At 68.1% G+C, this 22,334-nt stretch carries 24 protein-coding genes; 13 read left to right on the forward strand and 11 right to left on the reverse strand.

Translation table 11 applies throughout. The annotated features are described in order from the left end of the window. Nucleotides 1-60 precede the first annotated feature (60 nt). The 9 genes from lipB to CAL11_RS23375 all read right to left on the reverse strand — a co-directional run bounded on the left by lipB (nucleotide 61) and on the right by CAL11_RS23375 (nucleotide 7,609). Entirely contained in the window at nucleotides 61-723 is a 663-nt protein-coding gene (gene lipB, locus CAL11_RS23335) for a lipoyl(octanoyl) transferase LipB (RefSeq protein ID WP_086094399.1), read from the reverse strand. A 7-nt stretch (nucleotides 724-730) separates the two neighbouring features. Further along, nucleotides 731-1,006 carry a YbeD family protein gene (locus CAL11_RS23340; RefSeq protein ID WP_015064725.1) on the reverse strand — a complete coding sequence of 92 codons (276 nt, stop codon included), beginning with the start codon at nucleotides 1,004-1,006 and terminating at the stop codon, nucleotides 731-733. Nucleotides 1,007-1,081: 75 nt separating this feature from the next. Further along, a complete protein-coding gene (locus CAL11_RS23345; RefSeq protein ID WP_208617566.1) occupies nucleotides 1,082-1,981 on the reverse strand; it encodes a D-amino acid aminotransferase in 900 nt (299 codons plus the stop codon). Between the two features lie 47 nt (nucleotides 1,982-2,028). Then, on the reverse strand, nucleotides 2,029-3,285 hold the full coding sequence (locus tag CAL11_RS23350; protein WP_015064727.1) for a D-alanyl-D-alanine carboxypeptidase family protein: 1,257 nt from the start codon (nucleotides 3,283-3,285) through the stop codon (nucleotides 2,029-2,031). A 132-nt stretch (nucleotides 3,286-3,417) separates the two neighbouring features. Then, nucleotides 3,418-4,071, reverse strand: a complete 654-nt coding sequence (locus tag CAL11_RS23355) for an alpha/beta hydrolase (protein WP_015064728.1) — start codon at nucleotides 4,069-4,071, stop codon at nucleotides 3,418-3,420. A 29-nt stretch (nucleotides 4,072-4,100) separates the two neighbouring features. Continuing rightward, nucleotides 4,101-4,706: an ABC-type transport auxiliary lipoprotein family protein gene (locus CAL11_RS23360; protein WP_015064729.1), complete on the reverse strand. Its 606-nt coding sequence runs from the start codon at nucleotides 4,704-4,706 to the stop codon at nucleotides 4,101-4,103. After that, nucleotides 4,706-5,653 (reverse strand): MlaD family protein, encoded by a 948-nt coding sequence (locus CAL11_RS23365; RefSeq protein WP_086094401.1) that lies wholly within the window; start codon nucleotides 5,651-5,653, stop codon nucleotides 4,706-4,708. The genes CAL11_RS23360 and CAL11_RS23365 overlap by 1 nt, the downstream gene beginning before the upstream one ends. After that, the gene (locus CAL11_RS23370) at nucleotides 5,640-6,479 is read right to left on the reverse strand and encodes an ABC transporter ATP-binding protein (RefSeq protein WP_086094402.1); all 840 of its coding nucleotides are present in this window, start codon (nucleotides 6,477-6,479) and stop codon (nucleotides 5,640-5,642) included. The genes CAL11_RS23365 and CAL11_RS23370 overlap by 14 nt, the downstream gene beginning before the upstream one ends. Then, nucleotides 6,479-7,609: an MlaE family ABC transporter permease gene (locus CAL11_RS23375; protein ID WP_167382572.1), complete on the reverse strand. Its 1,131-nt coding sequence runs from the start codon at nucleotides 7,607-7,609 to the stop codon at nucleotides 6,479-6,481. The genes CAL11_RS23370 and CAL11_RS23375 overlap by 1 nt, the downstream gene beginning before the upstream one ends. Nucleotides 7,610-7,683: 74 nt before the next feature. Between CAL11_RS23375 and CAL11_RS23380 the strand changes: the two genes are divergently transcribed. The 3 genes from CAL11_RS23380 to CAL11_RS23390 are packed head-to-tail and all read left to right on the forward strand — an operon-like array spanning nucleotide 7,684 to nucleotide 9,530. Further along, nucleotides 7,684-8,550 (forward strand): biotin--[acetyl-CoA-carboxylase] ligase, encoded by an 867-nt coding sequence (locus tag CAL11_RS23380; RefSeq protein ID WP_086094404.1) that lies wholly within the window; start codon nucleotides 7,684-7,686, stop codon nucleotides 8,548-8,550. Then, a complete protein-coding gene (locus tag CAL11_RS23385) occupies nucleotides 8,547-9,350 on the forward strand; it encodes a type III pantothenate kinase (protein WP_033465950.1) in 804 nt (267 codons plus the stop codon). Before CAL11_RS23380 ends, CAL11_RS23385 begins: the two co-directional genes overlap by 4 nt. 24 nt (nucleotides 9,351-9,374) lie before the next feature. Then, nucleotides 9,375-9,530: a hypothetical protein gene (locus tag CAL11_RS23390; RefSeq protein ID WP_033465948.1), complete on the forward strand. Its 156-nt coding sequence runs from the start codon at nucleotides 9,375-9,377 to the stop codon at nucleotides 9,528-9,530. Nucleotides 9,531-9,546: 16 nt separating this feature from the next. Here the strand turns inward: CAL11_RS23390 and CAL11_RS23395 are convergent, their stop codons facing one another. Then, nucleotides 9,547-10,833, reverse strand: a complete 1,287-nt coding sequence (locus CAL11_RS23395; RefSeq protein WP_086094405.1) for a 3-deoxy-D-manno-octulosonic acid transferase — start codon at nucleotides 10,831-10,833, stop codon at nucleotides 9,547-9,549. Nucleotide 10,834: 1 nt separating this feature from the next. After that, the gene (gene waaC / locus CAL11_RS23400) at nucleotides 10,835-11,842 is read right to left on the reverse strand and encodes a lipopolysaccharide heptosyltransferase I (RefSeq protein WP_033465942.1); all 1,008 of its coding nucleotides are present in this window, start codon (nucleotides 11,840-11,842) and stop codon (nucleotides 10,835-10,837) included. 130 nt (nucleotides 11,843-11,972) lie between these two features. Between waaC and wlbA the strand changes: the two genes are divergently transcribed. The 10 genes from wlbA (at nucleotide 11,973) to CAL11_RS23450 (ending at nucleotide 22,293) form a co-directional block, all read left to right on the forward strand. Then, nucleotides 11,973-13,025 carry an O-antigen biosynthesis protein WlbA gene (gene wlbA / locus CAL11_RS23405; RefSeq protein ID WP_003807115.1) on the forward strand — a complete coding sequence of 351 codons (1,053 nt, stop codon included), beginning with the start codon at nucleotides 11,973-11,975 and terminating at the stop codon, nucleotides 13,023-13,025. Nucleotides 13,026-13,028: 3 nt separating this feature from the next. Then, nucleotides 13,029-13,604 carry an O-antigen biosynthesis protein WlbB gene (gene wlbB / locus CAL11_RS23410; RefSeq protein WP_086094406.1) on the forward strand — a complete coding sequence of 192 codons (576 nt, stop codon included), beginning with the start codon at nucleotides 13,029-13,031 and terminating at the stop codon, nucleotides 13,602-13,604. A gap of 3 nt (nucleotides 13,605-13,607) precedes the next feature. Beyond that, nucleotides 13,608-14,708, forward strand: a complete 1,101-nt coding sequence (wlbC, locus tag CAL11_RS23415) for an O-antigen biosynthesis protein WlbC (protein WP_086094407.1) — start codon at nucleotides 13,608-13,610, stop codon at nucleotides 14,706-14,708. Between the two features lie 7 nt (nucleotides 14,709-14,715). Next, on the forward strand, nucleotides 14,716-15,804 hold the full coding sequence (gene wlbD / locus CAL11_RS23420; protein ID WP_086094408.1) for an O-antigen biosynthesis protein WlbD: 1,089 nt from the start codon (nucleotides 14,716-14,718) through the stop codon (nucleotides 15,802-15,804). A gap of 23 nt (nucleotides 15,805-15,827) precedes the next feature. Then, nucleotides 15,828-17,087 carry an O-antigen biosynthesis protein WlbE gene (gene wlbE / locus CAL11_RS23425; RefSeq protein WP_086094409.1) on the forward strand — a complete coding sequence of 420 codons (1,260 nt, stop codon included), beginning with the start codon at nucleotides 15,828-15,830 and terminating at the stop codon, nucleotides 17,085-17,087. Nucleotides 17,088-17,149: 62 nt separating this feature from the next. After that, entirely contained in the window at nucleotides 17,150-18,337 is a 1,188-nt protein-coding gene (gene wlbF / locus CAL11_RS23430) for an O-antigen biosynthesis aminotransferase WlbF (protein ID WP_157668874.1), read from the forward strand. Further along, a complete protein-coding gene (gene wlbG / locus CAL11_RS23435) occupies nucleotides 18,334-18,927 on the forward strand; it encodes an O-antigen biosynthesis protein WlbG (protein ID WP_086094411.1) in 594 nt (197 codons plus the stop codon). Before wlbF ends, wlbG begins: the two co-directional genes overlap by 4 nt. 195 nt (nucleotides 18,928-19,122) lie before the next feature. Further along, nucleotides 19,123-20,295, forward strand: coding sequence for an O-antigen biosynthesis protein WlbH (wlbH, locus tag CAL11_RS23440; RefSeq protein ID WP_208617567.1), 1,173 nt, complete (start codon nucleotides 19,123-19,125; stop codon nucleotides 20,293-20,295). Then, nucleotides 20,292-20,996: an O-antigen biosynthesis protein WlbI gene (gene wlbI, locus CAL11_RS23445; RefSeq protein WP_086094413.1), complete on the forward strand. Its 705-nt coding sequence runs from the start codon at nucleotides 20,292-20,294 to the stop codon at nucleotides 20,994-20,996. Before wlbH ends, wlbI begins: the two co-directional genes overlap by 4 nt. Then, a complete protein-coding gene (locus CAL11_RS23450; RefSeq protein WP_244172880.1) occupies nucleotides 20,983-22,293 on the forward strand; it encodes a hypothetical protein in 1,311 nt (436 codons plus the stop codon). Before wlbI ends, CAL11_RS23450 begins: the two co-directional genes overlap by 14 nt. Nucleotides 22,294-22,334: the final 41 nt, after the last annotated feature.

The following is a 22,334-nucleotide window of genomic DNA, read 5'->3' on the forward strand; positions in this document are numbered from 1 at the left end:
GAGCACCTTCACAACCGGAACGCCAGGCGCGGTCCGGTTCGAGACAAAAAAGCCATTCTACTATCCCGGCACGCCCGCCAGCGCCGCGGCGCGCTGCCGCACCGCCCGGCCATGGGCTCGCGCCAGCTGCGCGGCCAGCAATTCGCCGGCCTGCTCCACGCTGGTGCGCACGCCACAGGCAGCCAGATCGATGGTGCGCAGGCCTTCGTAGCCACAGGGATTGATACCGAGAAACGGCGACAGATCCATATCGATGTTCAGCGCCAGGCCATGATAGGCGTAGCCATTGCGCACTTTCACGCCCAGGGCGGCGATCTTGGCCAGTTCGCCGCCCGGCTGGGGCACGTAGACGCCGGGCGCGCCCGGCTTGCGACAGGCCTGCTCCAGGCCCAGCTCGCGCAGCGTGGCCAGGGTCGCCTCTTCGAGCATGTCGACGTACTCGCGCACGTACAGCCCGGCGCGGCGCAGGTCGAACAAGGTGTAGGCAAGCACCTGGCCCGGGCCGTGATAGGTGACCTGGCCGCCGCGATCGCAGTGCACGACCGGGATGAGGCCGGGATTGAGCAGGTGTTCGGGCCGCCCAGCCTGGCCCAGGGTGTAGACCGGCGCATGCTCGCACAGCCAGATTTCATCGGGGGTGCCGGGACCGCGCGCGGCGGTGAACGCCTTCATGGCGTCCCAGACCGCGCCGTAGTCGGCCGGGCGCGCAAGCCACTTGATCATGACAAGGCTACAGGACGATCGACACCATGGGGTGGCCGTGCAGGGCGCGGTACAGCGAGTCGAGCTGTTCGCGCGAGGTCGCGCGCACCGTGAAGGTCAGCCCCATGTAGTTGCCGCCCTTGCTGGGCCGCATCTCGACCGAGGCCGGATCGAAACCCGGGTCGAACTGCAGCACGACTTCTGTGAGGGTCTGGGCGAATTCCGGATGCTGCTTGCCCATTACCTTGATGGGGAAGTCGCTCGGATACTCGATCAGGGACTCTTCCGGGGGAATATTGTGCATCTGCGTCTGCCTGGATGGCGGCGTCGTGAAGGACGCGAAACGCGGGCGGCGCCAAGGCCGCCCGCCTGCCGGCCGCTAGAGGGCGGCGATACGCGCATCATAACCCGCGCGCAACTGCTCATAAACGGGGCCGGGCTTGCCCGCGCCCACCGCCTTGCCGTCCAGGCGCACGATAGGCAGCACTTCCTTGGTGGCCGAGGTCAGCATCAATTCGTCGGCGGCGGCCACTTCCTCGCGCGAGATCCGGCGCGCCTCGAACGGCAGGCCGGCCGCCTCGGCCAGCTCGCCCATCAGGCCATAGCGGATGCCCTCGAGGATCAGGTTGTTCTTGGGCGGGGCCAGCAGCTTGCCGCCGGAAACCACCCAGATATTGGTCGACGAACCCTCGGTCAGCCAACCGTCGCGAAACTGCACCACCTCGTCGACGCCGGCGTCCACGGCCTGCTGCTTGGCCAGCACGTTGCCCAGCAGCGAAACCGACTTGATCTCGCAATGCAGCCAGCGCTCGTCGTCGATGGCAATCGCGCTCAGGCCCTGGGTGCGCTGCGCGGCCCCCGGCGGGCTGAAGGCCGCGGCCATGCCGAACACCGTGGGCGCGACCGGCTCGGTGGGAAAGGCATGATCGCGCTTGCAGACGCCGCGCGTGACCTGCAGGTAGATGATGCAGGTGGGCTGGGCCGAACGGGCGATCAACCCGGCGATCACCGACTCCCATCCCGCGCGGTCCATCGGCGCGACGATGCGCAGCGCCGCCAGGCTGCGGTCCAGGCGATTCAGGTGTTCGGTCATGCGGAACACCTTGCCGTCGTAGACCGGCACGACTTCATAGATACCATCGCCGAAGATGAAACCGCGGTCGAGCACGGAAATCTTGGCTTCGTCGAGGCGCGTGAATTCGCCGTTGAGATATACCTGGCTGTCGCCCGGCATGCCCGGAATCATGGGGAGCTCCTTGGAGAGGATAGGGGCGGACATGGCAGCCCGCCGGTGCCGCCGCGCCGCCACCGGCGCGGCTTTCATGGTTACTGGAACCAGCGCTTCACGGTGTCGGCCATGCGGCCGAAGAAACCGGCGCGCTCGACGTCTTCCTGGACCACCAGCGGCTCGACGCGCAAGGTCTTGCCGTCGAGCGTGAGCTGCAGCGTGCCGACCTGCTGTCCCTTGGTCAGCGGCGCCACCAGCGGGTCGGTGCGCTGCGCGACCGGCTTGATCTCGGCCGCCTTGCCGCGCGGCACCGCCAGCCACACCGGGTTGGGCGGGCCCAGCTTGACGTTCTCGACCTTGCCTTCCCAGACCCGCGCGTCCAGCCCGGGCTGGCTCTGGTCGTACAGCTTGACCGTATCGAAGTTCTGGAAGCTCCAATTGAGCAGCTTGAGGCTTTCCTCGGCGCGCGTGGCTTCGCTGTCGGCGCCCACCAGCACGGTCAGGATACGGCGGTCGCCGCGCATGGCGGTCGACACCAGGCAGTAGCCGGCCGAATCGGTGTGCCCCGTCTTCATGCCGTCGACCGACGGATCGGCCCACAGCAGGCGGTTGCGGTTGGGCTGGGTGATCTTGTTGTACGTGTAGCTTTTCTGCTTGTAGTAGTGGTAGTAGTCGGGGTAATCCGAAATCAGGTGCGCCGCCAGCGTGGCCAGGTCGCGCGCCGTGGTGACGTGCTGCGGATCGGGCAGACCGGTGGAGTTCATGAAATGCGTGTTGCGCATGCCCAGGCGCTGCGCCTCCTGGTTCATGAGGGCCGCGAAGGCGCTTTCGCTGCCGCCGACCGCCTCGGCCAGCGCCACCGATGCGTCGTTGCCCGACTGGACGATCATGCCCTGGTTCAGTTCGTCGACCGTCACCGGCTTGCGCGGCTCGATGAACATGCGCGAGCCGCCGGTGCGCCATGCGTGCTCGGATACCGGAACCTGCTGCTCCAGCGTCAGGCGCTTTTCCTGCAGCGCGTTGAACACCACATAGGCGGTCATGATCTTGGTCAGCGACGCCGGCTCGACCTTCATGTCGGCGTTCGAGGCTGCCAGCACCTGGCCGCTGTTGACGTCCACGGTGATCCACGCCTTGGCGGCGATGGTCGGCACCGGCACGGCCGCCAGCTCTCCCACGGCGCCTACCGCGCTGCCCGCGGCGGGCGCGGCGGCGGCAACCGGCGCGGCGGGCGCGGCCTGCTGCTGGGCCCCGGCCGGCGCCGAAGCGGCCAGCATGGCGGCCAGCACGGCGCTGGCCAATACGCGACGGGAAAGAACGACGGGGGCAATAGCAGTATCAGGCAAGGTCTTCATCGGCTAGGAGTTCAGGTGGGGCCCGCCAGGGCAGGTAGAGGCCCACAATTATAGGCAGCGTATCCGACACGCCCCTGGCGAGAACGTTCCGTTGCGCTTACAAACATGCAACGCGATGCAACGCGAACCGGGTCAATCCAGCGCAATGCGAAGGCGATCCTGCACCAGTTGCCGCAGCACCAGCAGCTTGCCGTGGAAAAAGTGCGAGGCCCCCGGCACGACCACCACCGGCAGGGAGCGCGGCCGCGCCCAGTCCAGGGCTTCGGTCAGCGGCACCACGTCGTCCTCTTCGCCATGCACCAGCATGGTATCGGCCGGCACCTCGGTGGCCGAGCGCTCGAAACGGTTGACCGCCGGCCCCATCAGCATCAGCGCGCGCGGCAGCGACGGATCGCCGGCCGCGGCCAGGGCCGCATAGGTCTGCGCGGCGACCGCGGTGCCGAAGGAAAACCCGCCCAGCACCCACGGCGACGCGGCGAACTCCGGATAGCGTTCGCGCACCTGCGCCACCAGCGCCAGCATGTCCTCGGTCTCGCCGATCGATTTGTCGAACTCGCCGGCCGACTCGCCCACGCCGCGGAAATTCGGCCGCACCGCGGCCAGCCCGTGCTGCACGCAGGCGCGCGCCACCGTGGTGACCACCTTGTTGTCGCGCGCGCCACCTTGCAGCGAGTGCGGGTGCAACACCAGCGCCCAGCCGCGCGGCGCATGGGCGGGCCAATCGATGGCGCAGTCGATGCTGCCGGCGGCGCCAGTGAATATTTGGGTTTCGGTACGTGCGGACATGACGGAGCCAAGTGGAACAAAAGGGCATGTTAACTGCCGGCGCGCGCGCCGGCGGCCGCGACGCGGCCAGCCAGCCAGCCGGCCAGCTCGTCGGCCGCGGCATCGGTGGCCTGGCGCAAGGCCTGCACGCCGCCGGCGGCATCCTGGGTGGCGGCCGGCGCTTCGCGCGCGATGCGCACCTGGCCGACCACCTGGCGATCCTGCAGCAACACGGCCTGCATCGCCACATGGCCGACGCTGGCCTGCCCGTCGGCGGCGAAGACTTGCTCGAAACGCGTCAGCGTGACCTGCACCTGCGCCAGGCCGGGCCCCATGCCGGCGCCCAATACCGGTCCCTGGCGCGACAGGCGCTCGACCAGCCGCTGGCGCACCAGCTCGGCCGGCGCGCTCGCCCAGCGCGAACGCGCGTAAGCGTGCGGGCTGGCGCTGTCGCCCACCCGCCAGATCACGCCGGTATCGGACAGATACGGCACCGCCTCGTACGCCAGCACGATCGGCTGGCGCGCCGGCAAGGCGGGCGTGGCCGCCACGTCGGCCCCCAGGTCGAACAGCGCCGGCGGCGCCGCCATGCGGCCGGCGCCGCAGCCGGCCAGCAACAGGGTCGACAACACGATGATGGCCTTCTTCATATCCATTACCTCCCGAATCCCGCGAAACCCGGCTCGCCCGGCCCGGGCACGGCAGGCGGCGGGCCGAACAGCAGCGACTGGGGCGTATCGCCCACGCGCCGCAATGTCGTGGTGGCGCTGCGGGCCGCCGAATCGATGCTGCTGGCCATGCCCGAGACCGCCGGCAGGGTCTGCGCGTCGAGCCGGGCGGCCGCCCAGGCAATATCGCGCATGCTGCGCGTGGCCATGGCCAGCGGCCCGTCCGGCGCATCCAGCCGCGCCAGCGCCTGCCGGGCCGACTGTGCCAGGCCGGCGATCTCCCGGGCCGCCTGGCCGGTGTTGCGCGACATCGCCTGCAGCGAATCGACCAGCGGCGGCACCTGCGCCAGCGCCGGCCGCAGGTCGGTCGCCGCCTGGCGCAGGTCGGTGGTGATGGCGGCGATGTTCTGCAGCGTGGCCGTCGTGGCCTGCACATTCTCATTGCTGAGCAGGCGTTCGAGCCGCGCGGACACCTGCTCGACGTTGTGCAGGATCTCGCCGCCGCGCTGCTCGAAGCGCTGGAAAAAACCCGGCCGCAGCGGGATGGTGGCCGGCATGGCAGCGCTGGACGCCAGCCTGCGGGTCGAGGTGCCGTCGTCGCGCAGCTCGATATTGCCCAACCCCGTCACGCCCTGCACGCCCAGTTCGGCCCAGGTGGACTCGGTGATCGGAGTGCTGGGCGCCACGCCGATGCTGATGCGGACCTGGGCGGGCTTGTCGGGGTTGAACCCCAGCGACTGCACCTTGCCCACCGGCACGCCCTGGTAGCGCACGGTGGACTGGGCCGACAGCCCGCTGACCGAGGTGGACGAGACGATGACATAGGGCTTGAGGGCGGCGCGATCGCGCCCGACCCATATGGCCACCAGCGCGGCGGCGACCAGCAACGCCAGCGTGAACAGCCCCGCCAGCAGGGCATGACTACGGTTTTCCATGGCCCGTTTCCTTAGGTGCAAGATCTCCCAGTGCGCGGCGGCCGCGCTCGCCCAGAAAGAAACTGCGGATGAAGGGGTGGTCGACCTTGAGCACTTCCCGCACGGTGTCGCAGACGATCACGCGCTTGTCGGCCAATACGGCCACGCGCGTGGCCAGCGCCAGCAAGGTGTCGAGATCGTGGGTCACCATGACCACGGTGAATCTCAACTGGCGGTGCAGGCTGCGCACCAGGTCGACGAATTCGTCCGAGCGCAGGGGGTCCAGGCCCGCCGTCGGCTCGTCGAGAAACAACAGTTCGGGGTCGAGCGACAGGGCGCGCGCCAGCGCCACCCGCTTGACCATGCCGCCGGACAGGTCGGCCGGCCGCTTGTCGGCGTCCTTGGCCGTCAGGCCCACCATCGCCAGCCGGCACATCACCACGTCGCACACCAGGTCTTCCGGCACGGTGCGCAGCTCGCGCAGCGGCAGGGCCACATTATCGAACACCGACAGCGACGAAAACAGCGCGCCGGCCTGGAACAACATGCCCCAGCGGTGCGACAGGCGCCGCCGTTCGGCCGGCTCGAGCTCCTGGACCCGGCGGCCCAGCACCTCGATGGTGCCGGCGGCCGGCCGCTCCAGGCCGATGATCTGGCGCAGCAGCACCGTCTTGCCCGTGCCCGAGCCGCCCACCAGCGCCAGGATCTCGCCCGGGTAGACCGACAGGTCCAGATTGTCGTGCACCACGTGGTCGCCGAACGCGGTGCGCAAGCCGCGCACCGCGATGACTGGCGCCACGGCCAGGTCGGTCGCGCTGAACAGGTTCTGCTGTGCCACGCTGCCCATCAGATGCCTATCGAGCTGAAAATGACGGCGTACAGTGCGTCGACCAGGATGACGCCCGTGATCGAGGTCACCACCGAGGTGGTGGTGCCGCGTCCCAGGCTTTCGGTATTGGGCTGGATGCACAGGCCGAAATGGCAGGCCACCAGCGCGATCAGGATGCCGAACGACACGCCCTTGAACATGCCGATCCAGTAATTGGTCAGCGAAATGGCATCCGGCAGCGAGGTCAGGAACCACTGCGCCGAAACGCCCAGCTGCATCTGCGCCGCCAGCATCCCGCCCAGCAGTGCCATGGCATCGGTCCAGACCACCAGCAGCGGCATGGTGATCGCCAGGGCGATCACGCGCGGCAGGATCAGGCGCTGGCCATGCGAGATGCCCATCACCAGCATGGCGTCCAGTTCCTGCGTGACCCGCATCACGCCGATCTGGGCCGTGATGGCCGAACCGGATCGCCCCGCCACCAGGATGGCCGCCAGCACCGGCCCCAGCTCGCGCACGATGGAAACGCCCAGCAAACGGACGATGAAGCGGTCGGCGCCGAACATCTGAAGCTGTTGCGCCGACAGGTAGGACAGCACGACGCCGATCAGGAAACCGACCAGGGCGGTAATGCCCAGCGCCTGCGCCCCGGTGCGGTAGACCTGCGCCGAAATCTCGCGCCACGGCCCGCGCGACGGGCGGCGCAGGAACGCGCCCAGGTCCAGCACCAGTTGGCCGAACATGATGAGCAATGCGCGGCCATTGCGGCCGGCGTCGAAGACCGCGTCGCCGATCGCGCGCACCCAGCTCCAGCGGTCCGCCGGCGCCGGCGCCGGGAGCGCCTCGCCGCGGTTGCGCTGCAGCGTCTGGAACACCTCGCGCTGGCCGTCGGACCAGCGCACGCGCTCGGGCAGCTGCTGCCCCCAGGCGCCCCAGAGCAAGTGGGCGCCGATGGTGTCGAGCCGCTCGACCCCGCGCAAATCCCAGCGCTGGTCGGCGCCGACGCGGGCCAGCGCCGCGCGGCGGCGCGCCACTTCACCCGGGGCTGCCAGCGCCTGCATGGACCAGTCGCCCGACACATGGCATACGCCATGGTCCAGATTCAACGGCAATGCGGCAGCGCCGGCGGTACTCGGCAAACTAGGCATAGGCAATCGCGGAAATGCGCGGATACACAGGAATTCGAACGATCGTAACGAATGATATACGTCCCGCCCCGGCAATGGGTGCCATTACAATCGCGCCCATGCCAGCCGAAGTCCGCTCCCTCTCGCTGCCCGAGCCCGCTGCGCTGGCCCGGGCCATCGCCGCTCGCCTGCCTGCGTTCCAGGGTGTCTCCTGGGTCGAAAGCACCGGCTCGACCAATGCCGACCTGCTGGCGCGCGCACGCGCCGGCGGCGGGGCGCGGCCCTGCCTGCTCGGCGCGCACCTGCAGGAAACCGGGCGCGGCCGCGCCGGCCGCCCCTGGCAGAACCGGGTGGGCGCGGCCCTTATGTTCTCGTGCGCCTTCGACGTGGACCTGCCGCCGTCGCAACTGCCCGCGCTGTCGCCGCTGGCCGGCATGGCAGCCTGCGAGGCGCTGCGCCAATTGGTCGGCCAACCCGCCGGCCTGCTGGTGAAGTGGCCCAACGACGTGCAGTGGCACGACGCGAAGCTGGCCGGCGTGCTGGTCGAATCGGTCCGCAATCCGGCCGGCGCGGGCCACACCGTCGTCATCGGCATGGGCCTGAACCTGCATGGCGGCGATGCGCTGTCGCAGGCGTTGCAGCGTGCGGTGGCCGACTGGAACGACGTCGCCGGCCCCGGCGAAAAAGGCCCGGACGCGGCGGCCGAGCTGGTCGCCGCCGTGGCGCGAGCCTGGCAGGACGCCGCCCATACGCTGCAGCGCGAAGGCTTTGCCGCCTTCGGCGCGCGCTTTGCCCGGGTCGATGCCCTGGCCGGACGGCCGGTCAACGTCATCGACCGCGGCGAAATCCTCTACACCGGCGCGGCCAGCGGCGTGGACGACCATGGCCGCCTGCTGGTGCGGGCCGCCGACGGCCTGCGTCCCGTTTCCGTGGGCGAAATTTCGATCCGGCCCCAAGCATGATTATTCTCATCGACTCCGGCAACAGCCGCCTCAAGGTTGGCTGGTTTGACCCGGACGCGCCGCAGGCCGCGCGCGAGCCCGCCCCCGTCGCCTTCGACAATCTCGACCTGGACGCGCTGGGCCGCTGGCTGGCCACGCTGCCCAGGCGCCCGCAACGGGCGCTGGGCGTGAACGTCGCCGGCCTGGCCCGCGGCCAGGCCATTGCCGCCACGCTGCGCGCGGGCGGTTGCGACATCCGGTGGCTGCGGGCCCAAGCCCTGGCCATGGGGTTGCGCAACGACTATCGCAATCCCGACCAGCTGGGCGCCGACCGCTGGGCATGCATGGTGGGCGTGCTGGCGCGCCAGCCGTCCGTGCACCCGCCGCTGCTGGTGGCCAGTTTCGGCACCGCCACCACGCTGGATACCATCGGGCCCGACAATGTCTTTCCGGGCGGGCTGATCCTGCCCGGCCCCGCCATGATGCGCGGCGCGCTGGCCCACGGCACCGCCCACCTGCCCCTGGCCGACGGCCTGGTTACCGACTACCCCGTCGACACCCACCAGGCCATCGCCAGCGGCATCGCCGCCGCCCAGGCCGGCGCGATCGTGCGGCAATGGCTGGCCGGCCGCCAACGCTACGGCCAGGCGCCGGAGATCTATGTCGCCGGCGGCGGGTGGCCCGAGGTGCGGCAGGAAGCCGAACGCCTGCTGGCGGCCACCGGCGCCGCCTTCGGCGCCACGCCGCGGCCCACCTATCTCGACAGCCCCGTGCTCGACGGCCTGGCGGCGCTCGCCGCGCAAGGCGCGCCAACGGCCTGACCCTCCACACCTGGCGGACTACCCATGCGCATCCTGTTCCTCCTGATCGTCGCGGCCAACCTGTGGGTCTATGCGCTAGGCCAGGGCTGGCTGGGCCTGCGTCCCGCCGACGAAGGGCGCGACGCGGCACGCCTGAACCAGGAAATGAAGGCCGACCAGGTCAAGGTGCTGCGGTCCTGACGGCCCGCACGGCGGACTATCCCAGCCAATCCTCCAGCGCATCCAGCGTGCGCCGCGTGGCGCCGGCATGCGCGGCGGTCCAGGCGCGCGCGGCCTCGCTCATGGCCTGCCGGCGGACCGGTTCGGCCAGCAACTGCAGCGCCCAATCGAGCGCGGTGCGCGCGTCGGGCGCGCGCAGCGCCGCCCCCGCCGCGATGGCGTCCCGGGCGGCATCCTTGAAATTGAACGTATGCGGGCCGACGATGACCGGCGTGCCGGCCGCGCAGGCCTCGATCAGGTTCTGCCCGCCCAGCCTGGCGAAGCTGCCCCCCACGATGGCGACATCGGCGGCGGCGTAGTAGAACGGCATTTCGCCCAGGGTATCGCCCAGCAGCACGTCGATATGCGGTCCGGGCTCGCCCGAGCCGGCCGAGCGCCGCGCATAGGCCAGGCCGGCGGCCTGCAACCGGGCGGCCGCCTCGTCGAAACGCTGGGGATGGCGGGGAATCAGCAGGATAAGCGGCCGCGGCGTGGCGGCGCGATGTGTCTGCAAGGCGCCTATCGCCTCGATGAACATGGCGTCCTCGCCCTCGCGCGTGCTCGCCAGCGCGATCACGGGCCGGCCCGTCGCCCCGGCCCAGGCGTGTCCGACCCGCAATTGCGCCTCGGGCAGCGCCACGTCGAACTTCAGGCTGCCGGTCACGGTGCAGGCATTCGCGCCGGCCTGGCACAGGCGCGCGCCATCCTCCTCGGTCTGCGCCAGCACCCGGTCCAGCCCCGCCAGGGCTTCACGCAGCGCCTGGCCCAGCCAGCCGGCCTGGCGCAGCGACGCAGCGGAAAAGCGCGCGCTGACCAGCGCCATCGGCACCCCCTGCGCGCGCGCCGCCGCCAGCAGATTGGGCCAGATTTCCCGCTCCATCAGCAGGCCGCAGCGGGGCGCATGGCGCGCCAGGAAGCGCCGCGTCGCGCCAGGAAAATCGTAGGGCAGCCAGGCCTGCTGCAATTGCCCGCGCTCGAGCGCCGGGCCGAACAGGCGCGCTCCCTCGGCCCGGCCGGTGGCGGTGGTATGGGTCAACAGTACGGGCAGGCCCCGTTCCAGCAGGGCCTGGACCAGCGGCTGCGCCGCGCGCGTCTCGCCCAGGCTGACCGCGTGCACCCAGACGGGCGCGGCCAGCGGCGCGGGCTCGCGCGAACCGGCGCGGCCGAAGCGGGCCGGCGCGAACAACTCCCACTGGCCACCCGCGCGCCGCGCGCGGCGCCACATCCATAGCCAGATCAATGGCGCCAGGCCCCGCAACGCCAGGGTATAGACGCCGCGGCCCATATCAGGCCGCCGCCAGGGCCTGCTCGACCGAGGCCAGCACGGCCTCGCGCGATGGCGAGGCGCCACGGTCGCCCAGGCTGGCCGTGTAGTTGGGCCCCACCAGCGGCGTGCGCACCGGCGTCGAGGCGCGATAGATGCCGATGGTGGGACGGCCCAGCGCCGCCGACAGGTGCGTCAGGCCGCTATCCAGCCCCACCATCAGACGGGCGCCGGCCAGCACCTGCGCCACCGACGTCAAATCCATGCGCGGCAGCACTTCCACGCCCTCCATGCCGGCGACCAGCAGGCGGGCGCGCTCGGCCTCCTGCTCGTTGCCGGCCAGCAGGCGCAGGGCGCAGCCGGCATCCTGCAGCCGCCGGAATACGGCACGCCAATCGTCCTCGGGCCACAGTTTGTCGTCGCGGCTGGCCGACGGCATGATCACCGCATAACCCCGGTCGGCCGCCAGGTGCAGCATGCGGCGGCCCGAATCGGCCGGCGCATCGTCGGGCTGCGCGGCCCGGCCGAATGCCTGCAAGCCGAAGTCGGGCGCGCCCGCGTAGTTGTAGCCAAAGGTCAACGCGGCCAGCTTGCGCTGGCGCACCACGGCCGGCTGCCAGAACTCCACCCGGTGCCGGACGTTGTAAAACAGCGACGCCAACGGTTCGCGCGCGGAGCGCCAGTCCAGGCCATGGCGCACACCGCGGGTCTGCCGCACCAGCCAGGCCGATTTCAGCAGCCCCTGCATATCCAGCACGACGTCGTAGGCCACCGAGCGCAGGCGCTCGGCCAGCGCGCGGCGTTCCTGGCGCACAGGCTCGGACCACCAGGCCTTGCGCCAGCGCCGATGCGCCACCTTGATCACCTCATTGACCGCCGGATGCCATTTCGGGATATCGGCAAAAGCCTCTTCCGCAACCCAGTCGATCTGGGTATCGGGAACGTATCGAGCGATATCGGAAATAGCGGGCAGCATGTGCACCAAGTCGCCAAGCGACGAGGTGCGGACGATGAGAATACGATTTGGCATCAATAACCAACGAGATTTGTCAGGAAAATCCCTACGGGATTCGCGGTATTATTGCCGCTTATTTTCGCCCGCTGCTGTCCGGGGCGGCATAAGAAGAATTTCGGCAATTTACCTCAATACCTCGGCGTTCATGAGCTCACTTCCCATCACCGATCGAAAAATCCGTTTCGGCTTAGTTGGTTGCGGCCGCATTTCCAAGAACCACATCGGCGCGATCGCGCAGCACGGCGACCGCGCCGAGCTGGTCGAAATCTGCGACACCAACCCCGAGGCGCTGCAGGCCGCCGAGGCGGCCACCGGCGCGCGGCCATTCTCCTCGCTGAGCGACATGCTGGCCCAGGGCAATGCCGACGCACTGGTGCTGGCCACGCCGTCCGGACTGCATCCGTGGCAAGCCATCGAAGTCGCCCAGGCCGGCCGCCACGTGGTCAGCGAGAAGCCCATGGCCACCCGCTGGGAAGACGGCAAGCGCATGGTCAAGGCCTGCGACGAAGCCGGGGTGCGCCTGTTCGTGGTCAAGCAGAACCGCCGCAACGCCACCCTGCAACTGGTCAAGAAAGCCATCGAGCAGGGCCGCTTCGGCCGTATCTACATGGTGACGGTCAACGTCTTCTGGACCCGGCCGCAGGAGTATTACGACGCCGCCCGCTGGCGCGGCAAGTGGGAATGGGACGGCGGCGCCTTCATGAACCAGGCCAGCCACTATGTGGACCTGCTGGACTGGCTGGTCGGCCCGGTCGAGAGCGTATACGCCTACACGGCCACGCTGGCGCGCCGCATCGAAGCCGAGGACACCGGCGTGGCGGCGCTGCGCTGGCGCCACGGCGCGATGGGTTCGATCAACGTCACCATGCTGACCTATCCGCAGAACCTGGAAGGTTCGATCACCATTCTCGGCGAAAAGGGGACGGTTCGCGTGGGAGGCGTTGCGGTCAACCGCATCGACGAGTGGAAGTTTGCCGAACCGCACCCGGACGATGACAAGATCCGCGAAGCCAACTACGAGACCACCTCGGTCTACGGCTTCGGGCACCCGCTGTACTACGACAATGTCATCAATTGCCTGCGCGGCGACTGCGAACCCGAAACCGATGGCCGCGAAGGCCTGCAATCGCTGGCCCTGCTGACCGCCATCTACCGTTCCGCGCGCGACGGCGTGCGCATTCCCCTGCCGCTGGACTGAAGCATGACCACCATCCATCCGACCGCCATTGTCGATGACGGCGCCCGCATCGGCGCCAACAGCCGCATCTGGCACTGGGTCCACGTCTGCGGCGGCGCCGAAATCGGCGCGGGCTGCTCGCTGGGCCAGAATGTCTTCGTGGGCAACCGCGTGCGGATCGGCGACCGCGTGAAAATCCAGAACAACGTGTCGGTATACGACAACGTCGTCCTGGAAGACGACGTGTTCTGCGGTCCGAGCATGGTGTTCACCAACGTCTACAACCCGCGCGCCGCCATCGAACGCAAGAACGAATACCGTGACACGCTGGTGCGCCAGGGCGCCACGCTGGGCGCCAACTGCACCATCGTCTGCGGTGCGACCGTGGGCCGCTACGCCTTTGTCGGCGCCGGCGCGGTCGTCAACAAGGACGTCCCCGATTTCGCGCTGGTGGTCGGCGTGCCGGCGCGCCAGATCGGCTGGATGAGCCGCCACGGCGAACAGCTGGACCTGCCCCTGACCGGCAATGGCCAGGCGCGCTGCCCCCATACGGGCGACCTTTACATCCTGGAAAACGGCGCCTGCCGGCTGGGCGAGTGAGACATGCAATTCATTGACCTGAAAACCCAATACCAAGCGCTGCGCGACACCATCAACCCGCGCATCCAGGCCGTCCTGGACCACGGCCAGTTCATCATGGGCCCGGAAGTCAAGGAACTGGAGGCCGCCCTGTGCGCCTATACCGGCGCCAAGCACTGCATCACCGTGGCCTCGGGCACCGAGGCGCTGCTGATCTCGCTGATGGCGCTGGGCGTGAAGGCCGGCGACGAAGTCATCACCACGTCGTTCACCTTCGTGGCCACCGCTGAAGTCATCGCACTGCTGGGCGCCAAGCCCGTGTTCGTCGACGTCGAACCGGACACCTGCAACATCAAGGCGTCCGAGATCGAGGCGAAGATCACCCCGCGCACCAAGGCCATCATCCCGGTGTCGCTGTACGGCCAATGCGGCGACATGGACGAGGTCAACGCGATCGCGGCCAAGCATGGCCTGCCTGTCATCGAGGACGCCGCGCAGAGCTTCGGCGCCAGCTACAAGGGCCGCAAGAGCTGCAACCTGTCGACCATCGGCTGCACCAGCTTCTTCCCGAGCAAGCCGCTGGGCTGCTACGGCGACGGCGGCGCGCTGTTCACCAACGACGACGAGCTGGCGCAAGCCATGCGCGAAATCCGCGTGCACGGCCAATCGGGCCGCTATTACCACACCCGCATCGGCGTGGGCGGCCGCATGGACACGCTGCAATGCGCCGTGGTGCTGGGCAAGCTGGAGCGCTTCGACTGGGAAATCGCCCAACGCATCAAGATCGGCGCGCGCTACCAGCAACTGCTGGCCGATTTGCCCAACGGCGCGTGTACCGTGACCGTGCGCCCCGACCGCGACAGTGTCTGGGCCCAGTTCACCGTCATGGTGCCCAACCGCGAAGCCGTCATCGCCCAGCTCAAGGAAGCCGGCATTCCCACCGCCGTGCACTATCCGCGTCCCATCCACGCGCAACCGGCCTATGAGCAGTACGCCGAGGGCGCCGGCGCCACGCCGGTTTCCGACGACCTGGCCGCGCGCGTCATGAGCCTGCCGATGCACCCGGATCTGGACGAAGCCACCCAGGACAAGATTGTTGCCGCGCTGCGCCAGGCCCTGAACTGATTTCGTCATGCCGAAGAAGATACTGACCGTACTGGGCGCCCGCCCGCAATTCATCAAGGCGAGCGTCGTCTCCGCAGCCATTGCGCAGCGCCCGGAACTGACGGAAGTCGTGGTCCACACGGGCCAGCATTTCGACGCCAACATGTCCGACGTCTTCTTCGACGAACTGGGCATGCAGGCGCCCGCCCATCAACTGGACATCCACGGCGGCGGCCATGGCGACATGACCGGCCGCATGCTGATCGCGCTCGAACAGGTGATGCAGGCGGAAAAGCCGGACGTGGTGCTGGTCTATGGCGACACCAATTCGACCCTGGCCGGCGCGCTGGCGGCGGTCAAGCTGCATATTCCGGTCGCCCACGTGGAGGCCGGCCTGCGTTCCTTCAACCTGCGCATGCCCGAGGAGGTCAACCGCATCCTGACCGACCGCATTTCGCGCTGGCTGTTCACGCCCACCGACAGCGCCACGCGCCACCTGGCCGCGGAAGGCCAATCGGGCGAGAAAGTCGTACAGGTCGGCGATGTCATGTACGACGTTGCGCTGCACCACGGCGCGCGGGTCACCGCCGACGGCCGGGCCCTGGCGGCCCACGGCCTGAAGCCGGGCGGCTATGTGCTGGCCACGATCCACCGCGCGGAAAATACCGACGACGCGCAACGCCTGACGATCATCGTGCGCGCGCTGCAGGCGTTGGCCGCCGAACGCCAGGTCGTCTGGCCGCTGCACCCGCGCACGCGCGGCATCCTGGCCCGCATGGGCCTGCTCGACGAGCTGGCGTCCACCGTCACCCTGCTCGAACCGGTCGGCTACCTGGACATGGTCCAGCTGGAAAAGTACGCCGCCCTCATCGCCACCGACTCCGGCGGCGTGCAGAAAGAAGCGTTTTTCCATCGCATTCCCTGTGTCACGCTGCGCGACGAAACCGAATGGACCGAGCTGGTCGAGGCCGGCTGGAATCGCCTGGCGCCGCCGGTGTCCAGCACCGTTGTCGCGCAAGCGGTCCAGGACGCGCTGAGCGAACAGCCGCGCGACGTGCAGCCGTACGGCGACGGCCAGGCCGCACGGCGCATCGTGGACGCCCTGGCCGCCCGCTGATCCAACGCAGTACACGCACCGCCATGAATATCCTGCTGATCAACCATTACGCAGGCTCGCCCCGCTATGGCATGGAGTTCCGGCCGTATTACTTCGGCCGCGAATGGATCGAGCGGGGACATCAGGTGAAAGTGGCGGCCAGCACCGTCTCGCACATCCGGGCGCGCGCCCCCCAGGCGTCCGGCCGGCTCACGCGCGAGGACGTCGATGGCATCGAGTATCTCTGGTATGCCACGCTGCCTTACCAAGGCAACGGCGCGCGCCGCCTGCTCAATATGCTGCAGTTCAGCGCGCGCCTCTACGGGCTGCGCCGCGACCTTGGCAACTGGCGGCCGGATATTGTCATTGCCTCCTCCACGCACCCCTACGACGTCCTGCCGGCGGCGCGCCTGGCCCGCCAGACTGGCGCCCGCCTGGTGTTCGAAGTGCACGACCTGTGGCCGCTCACGCCCAGGCTGCTGGGCGGCTTCAAGGCCTGGCATCCGATGATCGCGTCGATGCAGTACGCGGAAGACTACGCATACCGGCACGCCGACCTGACCGTTTCCATGCTGCCGTGCGCGCTGCCTTACATGCGCGAGCGCGGGCTGGACCCGCGGCGGTATGCGCACGTGCCCAACGGCGTGCCGGTGGCGGAGTACAGCTCGCCCGACTTCGATAATCCCGATTACCTGCGGGTGCGCGAACAGATCCGCCAACTGCGCGAACAATGCGACTTCGTGCTTGCCTACGCCGGCACGCACGGCCACGCCAATGCGCTGGACATGCTGCTGCAGGCGATGGCGCGCCTGCGCGACCAACCCATCGGCCTCCTGCTGCTGGGCGACGGCCCCGACAAGCCGGAGCTCAAGCGCCTGGCCGGCCAGCTCGGCCTGCGCAACATCGCCTTCGCCGACCCGGTGCCCCGCCCCGCCGTGCAGGCCGTGATGGCCGACATCGACGCGGCCTATATCGGCCTGCGGCGCAGCCCGCTGTTCCAGTTCGGCGTCAGCCCCAACAAGCTGTTCGACTACATGCTGTCGGCCTGCCCGGTGGTGCAATCGATCGAAAGCGGCAACGATATCGTGGCCGACGCCGGTTGCGGCGTGTCCGTGCCCGCGGAAGACCCGGCCGCCCTGGCCGCCGCCCTGCACGGCCTGCGCGCCCTGCCCGCCGCCGAGCGCCATGCCATGGGCCGGCGCGGCCGTGACTACGTGCTCGCGCACCACGACTACCCGGTACTGGCGCAACAATTCCTCGACGCCGTGCAATCTGTCACGCCACGGCGCGCAGCCTCGCGCTAATCTGCGAGAATTGGCCGGTGCCGCCGGCGGCGCGCCCCTCACTTCTACAGCGATCCAGCACCATGAGCGACTTCCTGCCCTTTGCCCTGCCCGATATCGGCGAGGCCGAAATCCAAGCGGTCACCGAATCCATGCGTTCGGGCTGGCTGACCACCGGCCCCAATGCCCGCGAATTCGAACGCGAGTTCGCGAGCTACGTCGGCGCCGACGTCGAGGCCGTGGCCGTCAACTCGGCCACCGCCGGCCTGCACCTGGCCCTGGAAGCCATCGGCATCGGACCAGGCGACGAAGTCATCACCACCACGCATACATTCACCGCCAGCGCCGAAGTCGCCCGCTACCTGGGCGCCGAACCCGTCCTGGTCGATATCGACCAGGCCACGCTGTGCATCTCGCCCGCCGCCATCGAACGCGCCATCACGCCGCGCACCCGCGCCATCGTGCCGGTGCACTACGGCGGCCTGTCCTGCGACATGGACAGCATCCTGGCCATCGCCCGCAAGCACGACCTGAAGGTCATCGAGGACGCCGCCCACGCGCTGCCGGCCTCCTGGCAAGGCCAGCGTATCGGCAGCCTGCGAAGCGATCTGACCGTCTACAGTTTTTACGCCACCAAGACGCTGGCCACCGGCGAAGGGGGCATGGTGGTCACGCGCGACCCGGCCCTCGCCAAGCGCTGCCGTGTCATGCGGCTGCATGGCATCGACCGCGACGCCTTCGATCGCTTCACCTCGAAGAAGCCGGCGTGGTACTACGAAATCGTCGCCCCCGGCTTCAAGTACAACATGACCGACACGGCCGCCGCGATGGGCCGGGTCCAGCTGCGACGCGTGCAGCAAATGCGCGACCGGCGCGCGCGGATCGCCGCGGCCTATGACCAGGCCTTCGCCGACCTGCCGCTGACGCTGCCCCCCTGCCCTGGCCGCACGCCGGGCGTCGAACGCGTGGCCCACCGCGGCGACGACGAGCACTCGTGGCACCTGTATGCCATCCGCATCCACCGAGAGGCGCCGCTCAAGCGTGACGACTTCATCGTGCGCATGACCGAGAACGGCATCGGTTGCAGCGTGCACTACGTGCCGCTGCACCTGCAGCCCTATTGGCGCGACCGATATGGACTGACGCCGGACATGTATCCGCATTCCCAGGCCGCGTTCGAAGGCATGGTCAGCCTGCCGATCTACTCGCGCATGAGCGACGCCGACGTGCGGCGGGTCACCGAATCGGTACGGCAGCTTCTGCGCCCATGATCAAACGGCTGTTTGACGTCGTTTGCTCGGGCCTCGGTCTGATGGCGCTTCTGCCGTTGCTCGCCCTGATCGCGATTGCCATCAAGCTGGACAGCCCGGGACCGGTGTTTTTCCGCCAGGAACGTGTCGGCAAGGGCGGCGTGCCATTTCGCATCCACAAACTGCGCAGCATGAGCGTGCGCCAGGACCCGCAGGCGAAGCAGATCACGGTGGGCGCCGACCCACGCATAACCCGCATAGGGAAGTGGATCCGCAAGTGGAAGCTGGACGAGCTGGTCCAATTGATCGATGTCTTCACCGGCAGCATGAGCCTGGTCGGCCCGCGCCCCGAAGTGCCCCGCTATGTGGCCCTGTATCCGGACGCGTTGCGCGACCTGGTTCTCTCGGTGCGTCCGGGAATTACCGACCCCGCGTCGATACGTTTTCGCAACGAAAACGAAATCCTGGGTCAATCGGCGGACCCCGAGCGCACATACCGCGAGGTCATACTTCCCGAAAAGCTGCGCATCCAGGCCGAATATGTCCGCACGCGGACCTTTTCAGGTGATCTGAAAATAATTGCGCAAACCCTGCTGGCCGTCGCCAGATAATCGGAAACTATTTGATACGCTTACTTCGTGGGTACGGCACGCCGCTTTCTGGAGATTGTGTTAATTTGACTCGCACTCGATGGCGCGCTCCCGGCAGTGCCGTGTCGTTGCGTGCCAATGCAGCGGCTTCCCCCCATCCAGCGTTCCTCAGGGTGTGCTCGGCCGTGCGCGCCCACGATGGTTCGACGATTAATCTTGCTAAGTAACGCACCCACTCGCCAGTCGCCAGACTTCGCGCAAGGCACTCCTGCCAGGATTGCCTTGCTGGGGCCGGCGCGCAGTATCCATACCATCCGCTGGGCAAACGGGTTGGCTCGTCGCGGCCTGCAAGTGCACCTGCTTTCGCTGGAAACACCCGATCCCTCGCTGTACGACGAACGCATCACGCAGTATCGGCTTCCCTGGCGCGCGCCGCTGGGCTATTTTCTAGCCGCGCCGCGCCTGCGGGCGCTGCTCAAACGCATCGAACCGGACCTGCTCAACGTTCACTACGCCACCGGCTACGGCCTGTTGGCGCGCCGCGCCCGTTTCTCCCCTGTGCTGCTGTCCGCCTGGGGCAGCGACATTTACGAGTTTCCGAACGCCAGCACGTGGCACAAGGCATTGCTGCAGCGCAATCTCGACCATGCGACCGCCCTGGCGGCCACCAGTCACGCCATGCAGCGCGAAATGCGCGGCCTGACGAGACGACCGATCTTTGTCACCCCGTTCGGCATCGACGAAGCGCTGTTTCAACCGGCCCAATCCGCCCAGGCGCCGGCCGCGGACGGTCCCATCGTGATAGGCACCGTCAAGGCGCTGGAAACCCACTACGGCATCGACACGCTGATCCAGGCCTTTGCGCTGCTCAGGCAGACCCTGGCGACCAGCCAGCCCGACATGGCCGAACGCCTGGTGTTGCGCATCTATGGCGCGGGAAGCCAGTTGCAGCGCTTGCGCGAGCAGGCCCAGGCCGCCCACATCGCGCATCTGGTGGAATTCAAGGGACGCATCCCGCACGCCGATGTGCCCGAAGCCTTGCGAGCGCTGGATGTGTATGTGGCCTTGAGCCGCATGGACAGCTTCGGCGTCGCCATTCTCGAGGCCTGCTCGTGCGCCCTGCCGGTCGTGGTGTCCAACGCCGATGGCCCGGCCGAGGTCGTGGTGGACGGCCAGACGGGCTACATCGTGGCCCGGGAGGACGCCCACGCCGCCGCCGACAGGCTGCAGGAACTGGTCCTGGACCCGGAGCTGCGGCAACGCCTGGGCGCCGCCGGACGAGCCCGCGTGCTCCGCGAATATACCTGGAGCAAAAGCCTGGACATGATGCTGGACGCCTACGCCGAAACAGCCAGGCTTTACCGTGCGAACCAGCCCGCCTCCGTATGATGACCCTGCTTCCCCTGCTGGTCATCGCCAGCTATTCGATCATTCACCTGCTCGAGTATCTGAGCTACTACGCGCGCGTCGCGGGCCGCATGGCGGGCAAGCCCGTCACCGGCTATGCCATCCAGAACGCCACCACCACGATCACCCGGTTCTTCTACCTCGCCCTGATGCCGCTGCTGGGTTTCCTGGTCGACAAGCAGGTGCCCACCTCGCTCTACCTGCAAATGGGGTTGGCCGCCATGTTTGGCGCGGCGCTGCTGTCCCTGGTGGGCTATTGGCTGCGCTACTCCTGGATCGCGCTGCTGACCAATGCCGTGCGCAAACGCGCGGGGCAGGCGCCGCTGCGCGTTGAAGAAATCCGGGCCGCGCTGGAGACGCCGGCCAGCCTGCCGAAGAAACGCATCGCCCTGCTGGCCGCAATCGTTTTCCTTTGCTATTGCCTGGGCGTATTACTTTCATACTTTTTCGCGCTGGTATTTCACGAGTATCGAAGTACGATTTCGCAACTGTCGGGGCTGATCAACGGTGTTGCGACCGTCCTGCTCACCTTTGTCCTGGAACCCCGCATTGCCGGCATCGTGGACGCGCGCCCGACCCATGACGTCTACCATGCCATCCAGGCCATGCTGAATGGCCGCTTGATCGCGATCGGTTTGTTGGCGCCCGCTCTTTTCTTCGGAGTTTGTATTGGCTTTGTCTAGCGCGCCGACCCGAGCTCTGGCTTGGCCGAACCTGTCCACGCCACTGGCCTTGTGCGCCGTCGCACTGGGCTTTTCCGGCTCGTCCATCTATGTGCTGGCGCCGCTGCGACCCTTTCATTTCGGCGCCGCGCTGATCCTGGCCCTGATCGCGCTGGACCGGCAATGGCGCCATGCCGTCCTCGATAGCGCCCTGACCCGCTGGCTGGCGGCAACCGCCGCGGTCCTGCTGATCCAGCTGCTGTGGGTGGAGCATACGGACCGTTATCTGCGTTTCCTGGCCTTCCTGCTGACAGGCGCCTGCTACGCCGTGCTCGCCGACGCAATGGTCCGCCGCCGCGTTGATTTCGTGGAGGGCCTGTACCCCATTGTCCTCTATTGGCTGATCACAGCCGCCATACCCATCTACGACGCCTGGACCGGTTCCGGCCGCTTCCGGATGAGTTATCCCCTGACCGGCGGCGTCTGGTACAACATCAACGACATGGCCACGGCCTTGGTTTTCGCCAATCTCATCTGGCTCCTGATCAAGCGCAAGCTGTCGTTCCCGCTGTACCTAACCTGTTGGTTCTATGCCCTGGCCATGAACCGCCGCACCATCCTGCTGGCCGCAAGCGTGCTGGGGCTGCTGTACCTGCTGGGCTACGCGCGGCGCCTTGGACACGGCAACCGGGCGCTGCTGGCCGGCGCGCTGCTTGCGACCTCGGCCGCGGCCCTGGTGCTGCACCATGGCAACTTCCAGTTCGGCACCCTCCCCTCCCTGGCGCCCAGGGCCCAGGTGGGGGCCGGCGCCGTACTGACGCCGGCATCCACCGCCGCCGCGAGCGAGACAGTCCAATCCGTTCAGGCCAGCGAGGACATGCCTCCCGTGGACAAGATCGGCGTAGTCGCCAATAACGGCGACCACTCGACCGCTTATCGGGTCCAGCTATTGCTGGACATGTACGCGCAAATCCGCGAGATGCCGTGGTGGCAATGGGCATTGGGCCTGGGCCTGGGACAATTGAACCTGATGTGGCCGGCGACGGACGCCCAATGGGCATCGCCCCATTTCTTTTGGTTCGAAATGTTTTTTCATCTGGGCCTGCTGTGGGTGGTATTCCTTGGGTGGCTGTTGGTGCGCTCGGACAGTACCGGACGCATCTGTTTGATAACCGCCGCGATTGCCGGCATGGCCCCGAGTTCCATGATTTACCTGCAGCCCTTCTGGTTTCTGGTCGGCGTCTGCGTGGCGGTCTTGCCACAGAAAAATGGCGCCCCGGCCCGTCCAGGCGCATTTCCACAGCACGCTAGTCGGTAAAATCCGCAAACCGCTTGCTTCCCCCTTATCGCATCGTTCGC

Origin of the sequence: Bordetella genomosp. 6 (assembly GCF_002119705.1) — a bacterium.
GTDB classification, from domain to species: domain Bacteria; phylum Pseudomonadota; class Gammaproteobacteria; order Burkholderiales; family Burkholderiaceae_B; genus Bordetella; species Bordetella bronchiseptica_F.

What these genes read in the sequence shown, in the direction of transcription:
- lipB (WP_086094399.1), bottom strand. Translation starts at nt 723, where the DNA reads ATGATCAAGTGGCTTGCGCGCCCGGCCGACTACGGCGCGGTCTGGGAC.
- wlbC (WP_086094407.1), top strand. Translation starts at nt 13,608, where the DNA reads ATGCAATTCATTGACCTGAAAACCCAATACCAAGCGCTGCGCGACACC.
- wlbF (WP_157668874.1), top strand. Translation starts at nt 17,150, where the DNA reads ATGAGCGACTTCCTGCCCTTTGCCCTGCCCGATATCGGCGAGGCCGAA.
- CAL11_RS23345 (WP_208617566.1), bottom strand. Translation starts at nt 1,981, where the DNA reads ATGTCCGCCCCTATCCTCTCCAAGGAGCTCCCCATGATTCCGGGCATG.
- CAL11_RS23395 (WP_086094405.1), bottom strand. Translation starts at nt 10,833, where the DNA reads ATGGGCCGCGGCGTCTATACCCTGGCGTTGCGGGGCCTGGCGCCATTG.
- CAL11_RS23365 (WP_086094401.1), bottom strand. Translation starts at nt 5,653, where the DNA reads ATGGAAAACCGTAGTCATGCCCTGCTGGCGGGGCTGTTCACGCTGGCG.
- wlbI (WP_086094413.1), top strand. Translation starts at nt 20,292, where the DNA reads ATGATGACCCTGCTTCCCCTGCTGGTCATCGCCAGCTATTCGATCATT.
- CAL11_RS23340 (WP_015064725.1), bottom strand. Translation starts at nt 1,006, where the DNA reads ATGCACAATATTCCCCCGGAAGAGTCCCTGATCGAGTATCCGAGCGAC.
- CAL11_RS23355 (WP_015064728.1), bottom strand. Translation starts at nt 4,071, where the DNA reads ATGTCCGCACGTACCGAAACCCAAATATTCACTGGCGCCGCCGGCAGC.
- wlbG (WP_086094411.1), top strand. Translation starts at nt 18,334, where the DNA reads ATGATCAAACGGCTGTTTGACGTCGTTTGCTCGGGCCTCGGTCTGATG.
- wlbA (WP_003807115.1), top strand. Translation starts at nt 11,973, where the DNA reads ATGAGCTCACTTCCCATCACCGATCGAAAAATCCGTTTCGGCTTAGTT.
- CAL11_RS23370 (WP_086094402.1), bottom strand. Translation starts at nt 6,479, where the DNA reads ATGGGCAGCGTGGCACAGCAGAACCTGTTCAGCGCGACCGACCTGGCC.
- wlbD (WP_086094408.1), top strand. Translation starts at nt 14,716, where the DNA reads ATGCCGAAGAAGATACTGACCGTACTGGGCGCCCGCCCGCAATTCATC.
- CAL11_RS23390 (WP_033465948.1), top strand. Translation starts at nt 9,375, where the DNA reads ATGCGCATCCTGTTCCTCCTGATCGTCGCGGCCAACCTGTGGGTCTAT.
- CAL11_RS23380 (WP_086094404.1), top strand. Translation starts at nt 7,684, where the DNA reads ATGGGTGCCATTACAATCGCGCCCATGCCAGCCGAAGTCCGCTCCCTC.
- CAL11_RS23360 (WP_015064729.1), bottom strand. Translation starts at nt 4,706, where the DNA reads ATGGATATGAAGAAGGCCATCATCGTGTTGTCGACCCTGTTGCTGGCC.
- CAL11_RS23375 (WP_167382572.1), bottom strand. Translation starts at nt 7,609, where the DNA reads ATGCCTAGTTTGCCGAGTACCGCCGGCGCTGCCGCATTGCCGTTGAAT.
- wlbE (WP_086094409.1), top strand. Translation starts at nt 15,828, where the DNA reads ATGAATATCCTGCTGATCAACCATTACGCAGGCTCGCCCCGCTATGGC.
- wlbB (WP_086094406.1), top strand. Translation starts at nt 13,029, where the DNA reads ATGACCACCATCCATCCGACCGCCATTGTCGATGACGGCGCCCGCATC.
- CAL11_RS23385 (WP_033465950.1), top strand. Translation starts at nt 8,547, where the DNA reads ATGATTATTCTCATCGACTCCGGCAACAGCCGCCTCAAGGTTGGCTGG.
- CAL11_RS23350 (WP_015064727.1), bottom strand. Translation starts at nt 3,285, where the DNA reads ATGAAGACCTTGCCTGATACTGCTATTGCCCCCGTCGTTCTTTCCCGT.
- waaC (WP_033465942.1), bottom strand. Translation starts at nt 11,842, where the DNA reads ATGCCAAATCGTATTCTCATCGTCCGCACCTCGTCGCTTGGCGACTTG.